This window comes from Streptosporangium roseum DSM 43021, from assembly GCF_000024865.1.
Taxonomy (GTDB): domain Bacteria; phylum Actinomycetota; class Actinomycetes; order Streptosporangiales; family Streptosporangiaceae; genus Streptosporangium; species Streptosporangium roseum.
The window spans coordinates 9,016,063-9,031,932 of the sequence record NC_013595.1 but is presented as its reverse complement, the minus strand read 5'-3'; the positions used below and the strand labels follow the sequence as shown (position 1 = coordinate 9,031,932).

General features: G+C 71.5%; 12 protein-coding genes. 8 read left to right on the top strand and 4 right to left on the bottom strand.

Features of this window, described 5'->3' with window-relative positions:
- Positions 1-186 precede the first annotated feature (186 nt).
- The gene (locus tag SROS_RS39480; RefSeq protein ID WP_043657902.1) at positions 187-678 is read right to left on the bottom strand and encodes an Lrp/AsnC family transcriptional regulator; all 492 of its coding nucleotides are present in this window, start codon (positions 676-678) and stop codon (positions 187-189) included.
- Between the two features lie 113 nt (positions 679-791).
- Here SROS_RS39480 and SROS_RS39475 point away from each other — a divergent pair, with 113 nt between their 5' ends.
- Positions 792-1,262, top strand: a complete 471-nt coding sequence (locus tag SROS_RS39475) for a DUF2000 domain-containing protein (protein WP_012894565.1) — start codon at positions 792-794, stop codon at positions 1,260-1,262.
- A 183-nt stretch (positions 1,263-1,445) separates the two neighbouring features.
- On the opposite strand, the gene SROS_RS39470 is transcribed toward SROS_RS39475, so the two are convergent.
- Positions 1,446-5,165 carry a S8 family peptidase gene (locus tag SROS_RS39470; protein ID WP_012894564.1) on the bottom strand — a complete coding sequence of 1,240 codons (3,720 nt, stop codon included), beginning with the start codon at positions 5,163-5,165 and terminating at the stop codon, positions 1,446-1,448.
- A 317-nt stretch (positions 5,166-5,482) separates the two neighbouring features.
- Complete coding sequence (locus SROS_RS39465; RefSeq protein ID WP_012894563.1) at positions 5,483-7,471, bottom strand: hypothetical protein; 1,989 nt, start codon at positions 7,469-7,471, stop codon at positions 5,483-5,485.
- Positions 7,472-7,767: 296 nt separating this feature from the next.
- On the opposite strand from SROS_RS39465, the gene SROS_RS39460 reads away from it, so the two are divergent.
- From SROS_RS39460 to SROS_RS39435, 6 genes are all read left to right on the top strand, one after another.
- Complete coding sequence (locus tag SROS_RS39460; RefSeq protein WP_012894562.1) at positions 7,768-8,871, top strand: ABC transporter ATP-binding protein; 1,104 nt, start codon at positions 7,768-7,770, stop codon at positions 8,869-8,871.
- Positions 8,864-9,526 carry an ABC transporter permease gene (locus SROS_RS39455; protein WP_012894561.1) on the top strand — a complete coding sequence of 221 codons (663 nt, stop codon included), beginning with the start codon at positions 8,864-8,866 and terminating at the stop codon, positions 9,524-9,526. The genes SROS_RS39460 and SROS_RS39455 overlap by 8 nt, the downstream gene beginning before the upstream one ends.
- Complete coding sequence (locus SROS_RS39450; RefSeq protein ID WP_012894560.1) at positions 9,523-10,194, top strand: ABC transporter permease; 672 nt, start codon at positions 9,523-9,525, stop codon at positions 10,192-10,194. Before SROS_RS39455 ends, SROS_RS39450 begins: the two co-directional genes overlap by 4 nt.
- A 37-nt stretch (positions 10,195-10,231) precedes the next feature.
- Entirely contained in the window at positions 10,232-11,146 is a 915-nt protein-coding gene (locus SROS_RS39445; protein ID WP_012894559.1) for an ABC transporter substrate-binding protein, read from the top strand.
- 248 nt (positions 11,147-11,394) lie between these two features.
- A complete protein-coding gene (locus SROS_RS39440) occupies positions 11,395-13,605 on the top strand; it encodes a transglycosylase domain-containing protein (RefSeq protein ID WP_012894558.1) in 2,211 nt (736 codons plus the stop codon).
- A gap of 186 nt (positions 13,606-13,791) precedes the next feature.
- Complete coding sequence (locus tag SROS_RS39435; RefSeq protein WP_012894557.1) at positions 13,792-14,271, top strand: flavin reductase family protein; 480 nt, start codon at positions 13,792-13,794, stop codon at positions 14,269-14,271.
- 133 nt (positions 14,272-14,404) lie between these two features.
- Here SROS_RS39435 and SROS_RS39430 read toward each other — a convergent pair whose 3' ends face one another.
- Positions 14,405-15,379: an ArsR/SmtB family transcription factor gene (locus tag SROS_RS39430; protein ID WP_012894556.1), complete on the bottom strand. Its 975-nt coding sequence runs from the start codon at positions 15,377-15,379 to the stop codon at positions 14,405-14,407.
- A 162-nt stretch (positions 15,380-15,541) separates the two neighbouring features.
- Between SROS_RS39430 and SROS_RS39425 the strand changes: the two genes are divergently transcribed.
- Positions 15,542-15,856 (top strand): hypothetical protein, encoded by a 315-nt coding sequence (locus tag SROS_RS39425; RefSeq protein WP_012894555.1) that lies wholly within the window; start codon positions 15,542-15,544, stop codon positions 15,854-15,856.
- The last annotated feature ends 14 nt before the right edge of the window (positions 15,857-15,870 follow it).

Genomic DNA, 15,870 nt, shown 5'->3' with positions numbered 1-15,870 from the left:
CTCACGAGTGCATGCTAAAGCGAACCTGAAGACGGCTGAACTGGCCTTCAGCCCGCGGCAGGCACAGCCCGCGACAGACCATCCGGCGAGCTGAACGCGGCCACGGACACGAGCCGTCTGTCGTCGCCACCATCACCCGAGCGAGAGTCCGCGATGGCCGGTGACGCGCCCCCCACGCGTCCGCTCTCATCCACGACGGGTCCGGGGAGGGCTCGGCCGCTCCGGAGGCAGAACCTCGACGGAGGTCTTGCGGATGTGGTCGTAGACCAGCGAGGTGCGCACGTCGGCGATGTTCCGATGCCGGGAGACGTGGTCGAGGACGAAGTCGCGCAGGTGGCCGGCGTCGCGGACGGCCACCTGGATGATGAAGTCGTCGCCGCCGGACACCACGAAGACCGCGAGAGTCTCGGGGAGCGCGGCGACATAGTCGCGGAAGCCCTCGACCGCCTCGCGGATCTTCGGGTGCAGCCGGACGTTGATGAGCGCCTGGACCGGGCGGCCGATGGCGGCGAGATTGACCTCGGCGTGGAAGCCTTCGATCACTCGCCTGCTCCGCAGCGATCGCACCCGTTCCAGGCAGGTCGAGGGCGCGATGCCGATCCGCTCGGCGAGCTCGCGGTTGGTCTGGCGGCCGTCACGCTGCAGCTCGGCGAGGATGGCCGTATCAAGTTCGTCCACGGACACATCTTCGCAGAAATCTCCGAACTTTCTTCGGAAAGAGTGATCTGAAGTTGTATGACCTGCGGCAAAAATGCAATTGTCCTTTTGGAAATTCAGCGAAAGGACTGTAGATGACTGTGCTGGCCGACTGGATCGACAGCCTCGAACGCCAGACCGGCCTGCCCACGCGGCAGCTTCCGGTGAAGTGGGTGATCGTGATCGACCGTGACCTCCCCCGCGGCCTGCAGGCCAACGCCGCCGCCTGCCTGGCCGCCTCCGTGGGCGAGGCCGTACCGGCGATCCTGGGTTCGGCCGGCACCGACGCCTCAGGCCGGGCGCACGCCGGGCTGCCGTGGACCGGATGCACCGTGCTGGCCGCGCCCGCCGCGACCGTCCGCCGGGTCAGGAACGACGCGGCCGGGGAACCGGAACTGGTCGTCACCGACATGGCGGCCATCGCGCAACAGACCAACGTCTACGACGAGTATCTGGCCGAGCTCGCCCGCACCGGCGGCGAGGACCTCTCGTACTACGCGGTAAGCCTGCTGGGGCCGCGCGCGGTCGTGGAGCGCCTCACGGGGAGGCTCCCGCTGCTGCGCTAGCGGTGCTCTCTCCGTACTCCAGTCGCGGATCGTGAGACGGGGCGAGAGCGTGCGGACAGGGCCACGACCACGACGGACGGCCACCACTGTGATCGTTCAGGTGTGAGGGTTTCCGACACCGCGCCTGCGGGCCGGGGGAGGGGCCGGTACGGCTCGCCGTACCGGCCCCGGAGAGTCCGGCCTCTACTTCACGCCGTAGGCGCGGAGCACGGTCTGCTCGACCGCGTTCCCGGCGGCGTCGTTCGCGGTGACCCGAAGCGAGACGTACTGTCCCCTGCCCGCCTGGTGGGAGACCAGGGTGGAGTAGCGGTCCTTGCCGCGGGGCAGCAGCACCAGGCGCTTCCAGCTCTTTCCGTCGTCATAGGAGAGCTCGGCCGTGACCTGCCGCAGGGCGAGGCCGGGCGCGGTGCTCCGCACGCTGAAGTCCAGCGGGACCGGCAGCGTCCGGCGGACCCGGCCGTCGAGGTCGGCGGGCACGGTGTAGTCGACGCCGAGCAGCGGCAGCGGTTCGGAGCCGGACTTCGGGCGGGCGGACCCGAACGTCCACGCCGTGCTGGTCTCGGTGGCGTACGTCCACTCCTCCGACGAGCGCTTGGTGGACAGCTCCATCCGGTAGGTGGCCTTCCCGGGAACGGCGGGGAAGTTCCCCACGGCCCGTCGCGGCTCCTCGACGAGCGTGCCGTCGCGGTAGAAGCGGGCCGAGACGGTGTCCTCCTCGTCGGAGCTGAACGCGTAGCCGTAGTGGCCGGCGGCGTCGACGAACTCGGGGATGTCGAGCCTCAGGGTGTCCCCCGTCCGGGTCGGGACGGACTCCGGCCTGCCCGGCGGGACCGCCGGCCGCACGACGGGGCCGAACCATCGCTCGCCGACCTTCTCACCGGCGGCGTAGCTGCGCAGCCCGCCGGTGAGCCCGGGGGTGAGCGGGCGCATCGACTCCCAGGTGAACATGTGCTGCGCCACGTGCTCCCACTCGGTGTCGCCCGAGGTGACGTACTCGGCGCGCGCGGATCCCGTGCGGACCCACCGCTGTCCCTCGTTGGAGAAGACCTGCCACGGCCGCCAGCCGAACCGCTGCTCCTTGGCCCAGCCGAAGCCGCCGGTCTCGTGGTAGCCGGTGTCCACCCGGGCCAGGTTGGAGGCGTTGGCCTCGTAGACGATCTGCTCCGGGATCCGCCCCTTGGAGACCTGCGAGATGTCGTAGAGGTAGGGGATGGCCATGTTCCCGGTCACGTCGAGGACGGCCTTGCCCTTGCGGACCCGCTCCAGCAGCTTCTTCCCCTGCTCATAGGGGATCGCGGCGGCCGGGATCGCCTGCCTGTCCATGACCGGCGACCAGTACTGCCACGGGCTGTCGTCGGCGGCCGGTACGACGACGGCCGCCGCGGCGCCCGCCTCGGCGGCGGCGGCGATCATCTCGTCCCACTGGGGGTCGTCCTGCGAGGCGCTCGACATGACGACCGCCCGGCCGCGCAGCTTGAGAGCGCCGAGCTCCTCGGGGGTGCCGTGTCCACCGTCGACGAGCTCCCACCGGTACCTGCCGTTCCACTCCGGTGACCTCACCGTCGGGGAGAGGTCCAGCGGCCCCTTGAGGCCGCTGACCCGTGACGACAGCCTCGGCGCGCCGTACTGCCAGCGCGAGGTGAACTCGAAGGCACCCTGGCGGACCGGCTGCGTCTCGGCCACGTGCAGCTCGTCGACCGAGGGGAAGTTCATGAACGACGAGGAGATCTTCCGGGTGCCGGTGTCGCGGTAGCTGGCGAACGTGGAGATGCCCTCCTGGACCGCCGGCTGCGGCGTCTTGATCACGATCGGCCGCGTCTTCCGCGCGTCGAACACCAGCTCCGCGTCGCCGGTCACCGGGAACTCGGGGATGTCGATCTTGATGTCGATGACGCGCGAGCCCGACCGTTCCTCGCCGAACTGACTCTGCGCGTAGTAGGTGCCCTCGGGGACCTCGAAGGTTTTCCCCTCCTCGGCCTCCCACGGCATGATGTAGGTGAGGAGGTTGTCCCGCGTGCCGGGGCCGAACATGAAGACGGTGCTCACGCTCGCCGGCCTGCCGTCCTTGCCGACGGCGCTGATGCGCACCTTGTGGGTGCGGGGGCTCCTGGTCAGCGCCAGCGTGGTCTGCAGGGCGACCGAGCCGTCCGCGGTGGTCGCGGTGAGATGGCCGGAGTGCCGGCCGTGGGCCAGCTTCGCCAGGTCGGCGCTCACCGGGACCGTGACCGTGGCGCCGGCGTCGACGGTGATCGACGCCGACCCCAGGGTGAGCGCGCCCTGCGCGGGGGCGTCACCGTCCAGGTTGCTCAGGGTGGCGGTCAGCGCCAGGGAGACGGCCGCCTGGGTGGAGTTGGTGTAGGCGACGGTCCCGGAGGGGGCCGTGGAGCCGCCGTCCTGGTGGGTGCCCAGGTCGAGCACGCCGGTGGCCGTGACGTCCTGCCGTACGGCGCGCGCGACGTCCACCCGGCCGCCGCCCTGCTCGTAGACGGTCAGATCCCGCGCGGTCCTGGCGGTCGAGATCAGGGCGTCCTTGAGCTGCTTGGCCTTCCAGTCCGGGTGCCGCTGCTTGAGGATCGCGGCGGCGCCGGCCACGTGCGGGGTCGCCATCGAGGTCCCGGACGCGGCGGTGTAGCGCTCGTCGGCGGGCTGGCCCATCGAGGTGCCCTCGGCCCGCGCGGCCACGATCGCCACTCCCGGGGCGGTGATGTCCGGCTTGGCGCCTCCGTCGAGACGCGGGCCACGGCTGGAGAAGGGGGCGAGCGTCTCGTCGGCGCCGACCGCGCCGACGGTCAGCGCGGAGGTCGCGGCGCCGGGGGTGCCGACGGCGTACTCCCGGCCCTCGTTGCCGGCCGCGACGACGAAGAGGGTGCCGGTCTGCTCGGTCAGCGCGTTCAGGGCGGCGCTGGCGGGGTCGGTGCCGTCGGTCGCCTCGCCGCCGAGGCTCAGGTTCACCACGTCGGCGCCGGACGCCGCGGCCCACTCCATGCCCTCGATGATCTGGGAGAACTGGCCCGAGCCGCCGCTGTCCAGCACCTTGCCGATGATCAGCTCGGCGCCGGGGGCCACGCCCTTGCGGCGGCCCTGGGAGGCCGTCCCGAGGCCCGCGACGGTGGTCGCCACGTGGGTGCCGTGCCCGTGGCCGTCCTGGGTCGAGGGGTCGGCGGTGAAGTTGCGCCTGTCGGTGATCTTTCCGGCGAGGTCGGGATGGTTCTCGTCGGCGCCGGTGTCGAGGACGGCCACCTTGACGCCCTTGCCGTCGAACCCGCTCTTCCAGGCGTCGGGGGCGCCGATCTGCGGAACGCTGTGCTCCAGGTCCGCGGTGACCTTGGCGTCCAGCCAGATCTTCCGGATTCCCGAGGCCAGCCGGGGCCCGCCGGAGCGGGCCGACGGCGCCGCCTCGACGGCCTTCCAGAACGCGGCCAGCTCGCCCTTGCCGGCGTCCACCGCCCGCGCGCCGATGCTTTCCAGCTCGGTCCCCGCCTTGGCGCCGGGCAGGGCGCCGGAGGTCCGTGCGCCCTTGTCGTAGGCGAGCAGCAGCGGCAGCGTGCGGCTGCCGGCGTCGTCGTACCCCTGCTCGATCAGGTCGCCGACGGCGAAAAGACCCTTGTCGACCAGGTTCTCGGCCACGTACGGGACCATGTCGTCGGGCAGCACCTGAAGCTTCCCGTCGAGGTCGTGGGTGGTGAACCTGACCTTCTCCCGGCCCTTGGCGGGATCGACCGTGACGGCCCACTTCCCGGCCGCGGCCTGGCGGACGGTCACCACGTCGCCGGTGATCAGGGTGATCCGGTGGAGACCGGCGGCCGGGGGCGGGGCGGAAGCGGTCTCGGCTCCGGACGGTAACGCCGGTAGGGCGAGGGAGAGTGCCGCTCCGGCGGCGGTAAGACGCGCGAGCCAGTGCATGAGGGGCCTTCCGTGATTCGGTACTGCTGATCACGAGAGTGGGCGACGGGACTCTCTCACGTCACGGGTTTCGGCCTGCCAAAAATGCGACATGTCGCCAATGCGACACCTCAAGATCCCGGGGCCCGATCTCACGACGGGACCCGCGCCTGCGGCCTGACGGTCGCCGGGCCCCGTCCTCAGGGGGTGACGATCGTGCCTGCGGCCTGACGGTCGCCGGGCCCCGTCCTCAGGGGTGACGGTCATGGGGGCCGTGCCTGCGGGCCGGCGGTCGTGGGCATCCGTGCTCGGGGGCCGGCGGTCGCCGGCGCCCGCCTTCAGGGGGTGACGATCGTGGGGACCGCAAAGAAGACGATCATTGCGATCGCCACGCAGATGAGGAAGCCGATCAGCTCCCACACCCAGTCGTGGTGGCGGCGCTCGGCGCGCACCACCCTGTGCCTGCGACGTGCCCGCCTGCCCGTCCGCTCCGGCCGGACGGCCTGCGCCGTCCCGGCCTCCGCCTCGCCTGAGCCGGCGCTGTCCGGTGTGATCGCCTCCGCCCGGGGGCTGCCCGGTCGCGCGACGCCGGACGGGGCGGCGTGCCTGGGCCGCCTGATGTGCGGTCCCCGGCCTGCACCCGGCTGCTCCCCGGACGTCGCCCGGCCTGCACCCGGCTGCTCCCCGGACGTCGCCCGGCCGGCGTCGGTCCGTTCCGCGGGCGTCCAGCCAGCACCCGGCCGCTCCGCGGGCGCCCCTTCGGCGTCGGGCCGCTCCGCGGGCGTCCAGCCGGTGCCGGTCCGTTCCGTGGACGCCGCCTGGCCGGGACCCGGCCGCTCCGCGGGCGCCCCTTCGGTGTCGGTCCGGTCCGCAGGCGTTGTCCGGTCGTAGCCAGGCCATTCCGTGGACGTCTGCCGGCCGATGCCGGGCCGCTCCGCGGATGCCTGGCCGGTGCCGGGCCGTTGTGCGGGCGTCGCCCGGCCCTGGTGGGCCGGTCCGTCCAACTCGTCCGGGCGCAGGGGCCAGCCGGGGAGGGGCGGCTGCGCCTCGGCGGTCCCGCCGGGGGCCGCCGGCGCCGGTGCGGCGTCCGGGGGCTCCGGCGGCGCCACGGGCGTCGGCCAGGTCGCGAACGCGGCGGGGATCGGCTCCTCGCGGGGCGCGGAGGCGACCAGCTTGTCGGTGTAGGCCAGGGCCGCTCGCGTCTCGGGGGTGAGGGGGCGGAACAGGTTCTCCGGCGGGGGGAGGTCGGCGGGCGGCGCCGGAGGGTCGTCGAGCACGTCGGCGGGGAGCGGAGCGGGCAGCGGGGGCGCGGCCGGCCACGGTGACGGGGCGGCGGCCAGGGACGGCCCGGCGGGGGCCGGCGTGGTAGGGGCCGGCGTGGTGGGAGGCTGCGTGGCGGGGGCCGGTGGGGCGGCGGGCAGAGGTGCCGCGCCGCGCGGCCTCGGCCGCTGGAGCCGCGCCCGCCGGGCGCGGGGACCGGCCCCGTCGAGCGCCGTCAGGACCGCGTCCTTGAGCTTGGGCATCGGCTCGGTGGCGGCCTCGTGCGCGGAGACCACGCCGGGCTCCGGGGCGGCGAAGGGGTCGGGGAGGGGATCGGCGAACGGGTCGGGGAAGCGGTCCGGCGGGGAGAACGCGCCGGTGCCGGTCCGCGCGCCGGCCTCGGCCGGAGGCAGCGGCCAGGCAGGGGTCGTCGGCCAGAGCGGCTTGACCTGCAGGACGGGCGGCGGCTGGGCGGCGGCCGGAGCGGACGGCGACCCCAGCGCCAGGGTCCGCAGCGTCGCGGGCGGGAGGGCCCAGGGTGCGCGGACGAGCACGTCGCGGACCGGGGCGACGGCGAGGGCGCCGAACACCTCGGCCAGATGGTCCGGCACCCGTACCGAGGCCAGCGCCAGGCTCAGCGACTGGGCGAAGCGCCGGCAGGCGCTCACGGTCAGCTCGTCGGCGGTGTCGGCCGCCACGTCGAGCACCCAGGACAGCTCGGAGGTGTCCATCTCGCACACGCCGGACAGGTACAGTACTTCGCGCTGGTGCGGCCGCAGGTCGCGCAGGACCCGCTCGACGAAGGCGGAGAGCGGGTCGGCGCCGGCGGCGGGCGGGGCGTGGACGACGTCCCGCAGGTGGATCTCGCGGCGGGCGAACGCGTAGAGCGCGGCGCGCGGGGGCTCCACGTCCGGGACGGCGGTGAGGACGGCCACCAGCGCGGCGGCGGCGGATCCGGGATCGCCGAGCTGGTCGTGACAGTACGCGAACAGCCCGGCGGCGTGACGGTCGTAGAGCTCGGCGATCAGTTCGCCGCGCGAGCGCTGACCGAGGAGCGGTTGGGTCACGGGACCGGTTCCTCTGGGGTTCGAGCGAGTGTGGTGATGAACAGAGACCGCGAGGCCTGTGGTACGCATGGCGCTGGAGGTGTCAATCTCCACGATATGGGTAATCATGCCGATCTGTTGAGGTTCTCCGCAGTATTGAATGCCCATTTGATAGATATCGCGGGGGCGGGGGGCATCGATCGAAGGCGGGAAGTCAGATCGGAAATGTCGGGCATAGGCCCTAGGGTGGTCCACGTCAGATCATGGGGCAGTTGTGGCAGGGGGCCGCAGCCCTGCCGAGGAGCAAGAGGTTGCGCATGATCAAATTTGACCGGGTCACCAAGCGTTACGCCGACGGGACCGTCGCCGTGGACAACCTCAGCCTTGAGGTGCCCACGGGGGAGATAACCGTGTTCGTCGGCCCTTCGGGCTGTGGCAAGACGACCTCCCTGCGGATGATCAACAGAATGATCGACGCGACCGAGGGGCAGATCCTTCTCGACGGCGTGGACGTGACGACCATCGACCCGCCGACGTTGCGCCGGGGCATCGGCTACGTCATCCAGCAGGCGGGGCTCTTCCCGCACCGCAAGATCGTCGACAACGTGGCGACGGTGCCCTACCTGCTCGGCTGGGACAAGAAGAAGGCCCGGGACCGGGCCATGGAGCTGCTGGAGCGGGTCGGGCTCGACCTCAAGATGGCCGACCGCTACCCCTTCCAGCTCTCCGGCGGCCAGCAGCAGCGCGTCGGCGTGGCCCGCGCGCTGGCGGCCGACCCGCCGGTGCTGCTGATGGACGAGCCGTTCAGCGCGGTGGACCCGATCGTGCGCACGAGCCTGCAGGAGGAGCTGCTCCGGCTGCAGGCCGAGCTCAACAAGACCATCGTGTTCGTCACCCACGACATCGACGAGGCCATCAAACTCGGCGACCGGGTGGCCGTGCTCCGGGTCGGCGGACGGCTGGCGCAGCTCGCCGACCCCCCGACGCTGCTGGCCCGCCCCGCCGACGACTTCGTCCGCGAGTTCCTCGGCCGTGACCGGGGCATCCGGCGGCTGTCGTTCGTCTCCGACGAGGGGCTGCGGCTGCGCGCCGACCTGACCGTGCCCGCCTCCGCCGACGTCTCCACGGTGCGCGGCACGGCGGAGTCCTGGCTGGCCGTGGTGGACGGGGAGAACCGGCCGCTGGGCTGGGCCTCCGTCAAGGACCTGCCGGAGACCGGCACGCTCGCGGACGCGCGGCTCGCGCCGTACGGGACGTTCGTCAGGGGCCGTGACTCGCTGCGCGGCGCGCTGGACGCGGCGCTGCTGTCCCCCTCGGGGAGCGCGATCGCGGTGGACGAGACGGGCAGGGCCGAGGGCGTGGCCACCCGTGAGGCGCTGGACGAGGCGCTGGGCAAGGTCGCCGGGGGCGTCGGTGCATGAGGAACCGCTGGTCCGCTGGGACTGGATCGGGCGCAACTGGCCCTCCATCCAGGTCCTGCTGGAGGACCACGTCGTCATGGCGCTGGTGCCGATCGTCATCGGGCTGCTCGTCGCGCTCCCGCTCGGGCTGGCCGGCGTCCGCTGGCGCTGGCTCTACCAGCCGACCGTCGGCGTCATGAACGTGATCTACTCGCTGCCCTCGCTGGCGGTCTTCATCGTGCTCATCCCGGTCACCGGCCTCGCCACCCGGACGACGGTGATGGTCCCGCTCACGTTCTACGCCATGGCGGTGCTGATCCCGGCCGTCGTGGACGGCCTCACCTCGGTCCCCGACCATGTGCGCCAGTCGGCGGTGGCCATGGGCTTCACCCCGCTGCGGCGGCTGCTCCAGGTGGAGCTGCCGATCGCGGTCCCGGTCGTGCTGGCCGGGCTCAGGGTGGCCGCGGTCTCCAGCATCAGCCTGGTCAGCGTGGGTGCCCTGGTCGGCCGGGGCGGGCTGGGCTACCTGTTCATCGACGGCTGGCAGCGGCAGTTCTACACCCCGATCATCGTGGGCATCGTGCTGGTCGTGGTGCTGGCGGCAATCGCCGACCTGCTGCTGGTCCTGGCGCAGCGCCTGCTGACCCCGTGGTCGCGGGCAAGGGGGGCCGCGTGAACTGGCTGATCGACTTCTTCGGCAACCCGGACAACTGGTCCGGCCCGGACGGCATCCCCGTCCGGCTGCTGGAGCACCTGGAGTTCTCCGGGCTCTCGCTGCTGCTGGCCATGCTGATCGCGCTGCCGCTGGGGCTGTGGATCGGCCACACGGGCAGGGGCGCGCTGTTCGCGATCCTGAGCGCCAACGCGGCCCGCGCCCTGCCGACGCTGGGCCTGCTCGTGCTCATCGTGCTGCTGATGGGCGTCGGCACCATCGTCCCGGTGCTGATCCCGCTGGTGGCGCTCGCCGTACCGCCCATCCTGGTCAACACCTACGAGGGCCTGCGCGGGGTGGATCCCGACCTGCGCGACGCCGCGTACGGCATGGGCCTGCGCGGGGGCGAGGTGCTCGGCCGGGTGCTCGTGCCGGTGGCGCTGCCGCTGATCCTGCTCGGCCTGCGGATCGCCGCGATCCAGGTGGTGTCGACCGCGACCGTGGCCGCCTACGTGGGCCTGGGCGGCCTGGGCCGGTTCATCGTCGACGGCCTGGCGACCAAGGACTTCCCGCGCACGATCGGAGGGGCAGTCCTGGTGGCGCTGCTGGCCCTGATCGTCCAGCTGGGTTTCGCTCTGGTGCAACGCGTCATGGTCTCCCCGGGGGTGAGTCAGCGCCAGACCGTACGCTAATCTCCTTATTACCCCCCGTTTTAGAAGGGAAAGCACGATGAAGCGCCTGTTCAGCACCGCGGCAGTCATCCTGTCCGCGGCGCTCACACTTACCGCGTGCGGTGGCGGTGGCGACCCGCTCACCAGCGCGTCCGCGAGCCCCGCGGGCTCCGGATCCGCGGCCGGGGGGAAGGTCGTCGTCGGCTCGGCCAACTTCCCGGAGAACGTCCTGCTCGCAGAGATCTACGCCCAGGCCCTGGAGGCCAAGGGGGTGCAGGTCGAGAAGAAGCTCAACATCGGCAGCCGCGAGGTCCTGTTCGACCAGGCCAAGAGCGGTGGTCTGACGGTCCTGCCGGAGTACATCGGCTCCCTGCTGGCCTTCGTCGACAAGACGACGACGGCCAAGACCAAGGACGACGTCGTCGCCGGGCTCAAGGAGAAGCTCCCGGCCGAGCTGGAGGTCCTGGAGCCCGCCGCGGCCGAGGACAACAACTCACTGACCGTCACCAAGGCGACCGCCACCAAGGACGGCCTCACCACGATCGAGGACCTGGTCAAGGTCGGCAAGAACTACGCCGTGGGCGGCCCGCCGGAGTTCCAGTCCCGCCAGGAGAAGAACTTCAAGGACACCTACGGCCTGGAGTTCAAGGAGTGGAAGAAGACCGGTGACGCCACCGCCGACGCCATCAAGGACGGCACCGTCCAGGTGGGCAACGTCTTCACCACCGACCCCAAGATCGTGATCAACGACCTGGTCTCGTTGAAGGACACCAAGAACGCCTTCGCCGCCGACAACGTCGCGCCCCTGGTCAACAAGGCCGCGGTGAACGACACCGTGAAGAGCACGCTGAACGCCGTCTCCGCCAAGCTCGACACCCCCGGTCTGCTCGCGCTGATGAAGCGCGTGGCGATCGACAAGGACGACGCGGCCACGGTCGCCAAGGACTGGCTGACCCAGAACAGCCTGCTCTAGGCACTCCGCCGTCACCCGCGGCCCGCGCACGGACTCCCGTGCGCGGGCCGTACCGCTGTAGGCGGCCGGCCGCACTTGAGCCCTGGAGGTCGGTGACCGAGGATCCGGAGGCATACCCTTCATTCCACCCATAGGTTATAGGCGAGTCATAAAGGTGTAATGGGGGGAACCGTATGCGTGCGCCCGTTGAGCGTCTGCTCACTGACGCCAGGGGGGCCGGTCGTCCGTCGCGCGACACCGGAGCCGGAATGTCGGCCGGTGGGAAGATCGTACGGCTCGCCGGAGCGGCAGTGGCCGCGGGGCTGCTGGCCAGCGGCCTCGCACTGCCGGCCGTGGGCGGTGCGGGGGCGGTGGTCGTCACCGCGTCGGACGAGCTGAACATCAGGCCGGTGGACCTCAAGGAGCCCCCGCTGGCGGAGAAGACGACGGTCCTGGACGCCAGGGGCAACCAGATCGCGCAGTTCTGGGACGTGTACCGCGAGGTCGTGCCGCTCAGCCAGGTGGCCGATGTGATGAAGACGGCGATCATCTCGATCGAGGACTACCGCTTCTACGAGCACGGCGCCATCGACCTTGAGGGGACCATGCGGGCCCTGGCCAAGAACCTCGCCTCGGGCGGGGTCAGCCAGGGCGGCTCCAGCATCACCCAGCAGTACGTCAAACAGGTGCTGCTCACCACGGCGGTCACCAAGAAGGAGCAGGAAAAGGCGCTGGAGGCCAGCTACGCGCGCAAGCTCAACGAGCTGCGGTACGCGATGGCGGTCGAGCAGAAATACTCCAAGGACCAGATCCTGGAGAAATACCTGAACATCGCCTTCTTCGGGGCGAGGGCCAACGGGGTCGAGGCGGCGGCCAAGCGGTTCTTCGGGGTGCCGGCGGCCGAGCTCACCCTGTCGCAGGCGGCGACCCTGGCGGCGGCGGTGCAGTCTCCCAACAGCACCAACCCCGACGCGGGCAAGAAGGCGCAGCGGCTGCTGCTGGAGCGGCGCAACCTGGTGCTCGACCGGATGGCGGAGCTCAAGAAGATCACGCCGGAGGAGGCCGCGAAGGCCAAGAAGGAGAAGCTGGGCTACAGGGGCACGCCGCTGCCGGGCGGGTGCGAGGCCAGCCCCTACCCCTACTTCTGCTTCTACGTGCGCAGCGAGATCTCCGGCAACCCGGCCTTCGGCAAGACCGAGGAGGCCCGGCTCCGGTTCCTCAACCGCGGCGGGCTGACGATCAGGACGACGCTGGACCCGAAGATGCAGGTCGCGGCCGACACGGCGATCAGGAAACGGGTGTACGCCTCCGACAACCCGATGGCCTCCCAGGCGCTCGTGCAGCCCGGCACCGGTGCGATCAGAGCGATGGCGGCCAGCCGGAAGTACGGCATCGCCAAGCGCAGGAACGAGATGTCCTACAACGTGGTGGCCGACGCCGCGCACGGCGGTGGGGTGGGGTTCCAGGCGGGCTCGACGTTCAAGACCTTCACCCTGATCGCCGCGTTGAAGAAGGGCATGAAGATCAACGACGGCATCACCACCGGCGCCGGCTACACCGCCCCGAGCTATGCGGCCTTCAAGAACTGCAAGGGCGAGAGCATCGGCGACCCGACCCACACCGTCACCAACGACGAGGGCTCGCCCGGGTTCAAGACGCTGCAGACCGGCACCTGGGGGTCGGTCAACACCTTCTTCGTCGCCCTGGAGCAGCGCGTGGGGCTGTGCGACACGGTGCAGACCGCCAAGTCGCTGGGCATCAAGCGGGCCGACGGAAAGCCGCTGCAGGAGTATGAGACCTTCACCCTCGGCATCAACGAGATGGACCCGGTGACGGTGGCCAACGCCTACGCCGCGATCGGCGCGCGCGGCAAGTACTGCGCGCCGATGGCCATCACCCAGATCACCGACCGAAACGGCAAGGTGACCCGTTACGCGCCGCAGTGCCGTCAGGCGCTGGACCCCGAGGTCGCCGACGCGACGGCCGCCATCCTGTCCGGGGTGTTCACCAAGGGCACCATGCGCGGCGTGGGCGGCATCGGCCGCCCCGCGGCGGGCAAGACCGGCACCACGGACGCGTACGCCACCGCGTGGTTCGCCGGGTTCACCCCCGACCTGGCCGGCGCGGTGAGCATCGGCGACCCCCGCGGCTCGACGGAGCACAAGCTCACCGGCGTCACCATCGGCGGCAAGTACTACGGCATCGTCGCCGGCGCCAGCCTCCCCGGCCCGATCTGGAAGGACACCATGATGGCGGCGCTGACGGGCGTCAGGGCCACTCCCTTCCACCCGGTCGACTCCGCCCGCTTCGGCGGCTGCGGCCAGGGCTGCGCCCCCGAGCAGTCGGCCCGCGACGGCCGTGACGGCCCCGGGAACGGCGAGCGCGACATGGCCGGCAGGGGCGACCGCGACCGCGGCAACGACCGTGACCGCGGCCGCGGCAACGGCCGGGGCCACGGGAACGGCCGCGGCCGGGGGTGACGGTACGGAGGGCCCGGTCCGGGACGGAGAGTCCGGGCCGGTCCTGACGGTGCGGACGGCCGGTCCGGGAGGGGCTGGTCGGCGCCGGGGATAACGGTGAGGAGGATCGGTCCGGGACGGAGAGTCCGGGGCCGGTCCTGACGGCCGCCGCCCCTGGGGCCGGCCGCCTTCCGGAATGATTGCCCCATGAACGAGTTCATCGAGGCCATGGCGCAGGTCCCGACCGCCGTGACGGTCATCACCGTGAAGGACGAGCGCGACGACGTGGGGGCGACGGTCGGCACCCTCGTCTCGGTCTCGCTCGACCCCCGGCTGGTGATGGTGAGCCTGGAGAACACCGGCTACCTCAACGAGCTGCTGCTGCGCCGTGACCGCTGGGCCGCAAGCGTGCTGTCCGCCGGGCAGAAGGCGATCGCCAGCCGCTTCGCCACCGCCGGCCGGCCCGGCGCCCGGCTGCTGCTCGCCGGCACGCCGCACCACCGGGGGGAGCTGAGCGAGGCGCTCGTCGTGGACGGCGGTGTGACCGCCCTGGAGGCCGAGACGACCCAGGTCGTCCCGGCAGGGGACCACACTCTCTACGTCGCCCGGGTGCTCGACGTGAGCTACGTCAACTCGGGAGTCCTCCCGCTCGTACGGCTCCGCGGCCGGTACCGCCCGGTCGGCTGAGCCGGGACGATCTCCAACACTGATCTCCGTACGGCGTCCCGCCGGTCCTGTGATCGTTTCCCGCGCGTCGGCGCTCTGATCACGGTCGCGACGGTCTGTCCGGCCTGTAACGGTGCCGGACGAGCGTCGTGGGTCATGAACCGGCGTTCGAGCCGCTGTACAGGAGGGCCTCCCCGAGGGGGGCCAGGACGTGCAGGACGGCGCCGCCCGTCCGGGTGGTCGAGATGAGCCCGGCATTGCGCAGCACCGTGGTGTGCTCGCTGGCCGAGGCGAGGGAGATGCCGACCCGTTCGGCCACCGACGTGGTGGTGGCCGGGTTGCGCAGGGTGGCCAGCACGGCTGCGCGGGTACGGCCGATCAGGCGCCCGAGCACGTCGCCCGGGCCGGTGGACCGGTCTGCGGCGAAGATCGGATAGACCAGTACGGTGGCCGCGTGGTTCTGGTACATCACCATCGGACGGGGCACGAAGTAGGACGGGATCAGCACCAGCCCGCGTCCGCACAATGGGAAGTCATGGTCGCCGGTGACCGGGATGTGCAGGGTCGGCGGCCGCCAGCGGCAGTCGGGGTGGAGCGTGGCCAGCAGGGCGTCGACTCCGCCGCGCAGCAAGGTCTCGGAGCGTAGGGCGCGGTCGGCGGCGGCCTCGGCCTGGATCTGCGGCCACAGTGGCTCCACTGTCGAGGCGAAGTAGCCGTACAGGTCATCGGCAAGGGTCTGGCGCGCCCAGGGGGCGCCGTCGGCCAGCTCGCCCGCCCACCTCCCGGCCCGCTGGGCGGGCGACAACAAGCTCAGCTCGATCGCCAGCCGCGAGTCGGGTGTCTGGCGGACCAGCTCGACACTGGCGGCGAAGTCACCGGCGTCCGGCTGGAGCAGAAACCCGGGGACGGGACTCTTCGGGGCGACAAGAGGCGCGAGCACCCCGGCCCGCTCCGGCAGGCTGTCCTTCACCTGCCGGTGCAGATGGCGGACTCCAGGCCGCGACCAGGTCCTGCCGGTCGGCGCGCCACGCATCAGGCGCACGCTCAGAACCGTCTCCCACAGGGCGTTCGGAGCCGGGGCGAACGTGATCCGGCGAAGGTCGGTGTCGGAGAAGTGCAGTCGCATCATGCCAATGCATCTTCACGCCGCCACCCCTGTCCAGCCAAGGCCGGCCGGACCCTTTCGGTCAGGAACGAAAGGTGTGGCGGCCGGAATCCGCCTGGGACAGGCTTGCTGCCACGGGCCCGGAACGCCACATATCACCAGGTTCATGACTCCAGGAGGAACACCATGCGCATTGTCACTCGTCAGCGACTCGCGGGGGCGGTCGTCGCGGTGGCGGCCCTTACGGCCTCGGTCCTCTCCACCGCGTCCGCATCGGCGTCGGCGGCGGCGGGACCGAGCGCGAGGACGCCGGTCCAGGTCCTGGCCAACAGCTGTGGCCTGCCGACCTCCGCCCGCCCGAACAGTTCCTTCATCGAGTCGTTCTACTACTGCGGCGACTGCAAGAAGATGGCGGCCTACGACCAGAAGACGTTCGGCGGAACCTTCTACTGCACCTACAACCCGAGCAACGGGCTCACCGACGAGCATCGCCAGTACTGATCGTCCTGGCTGGG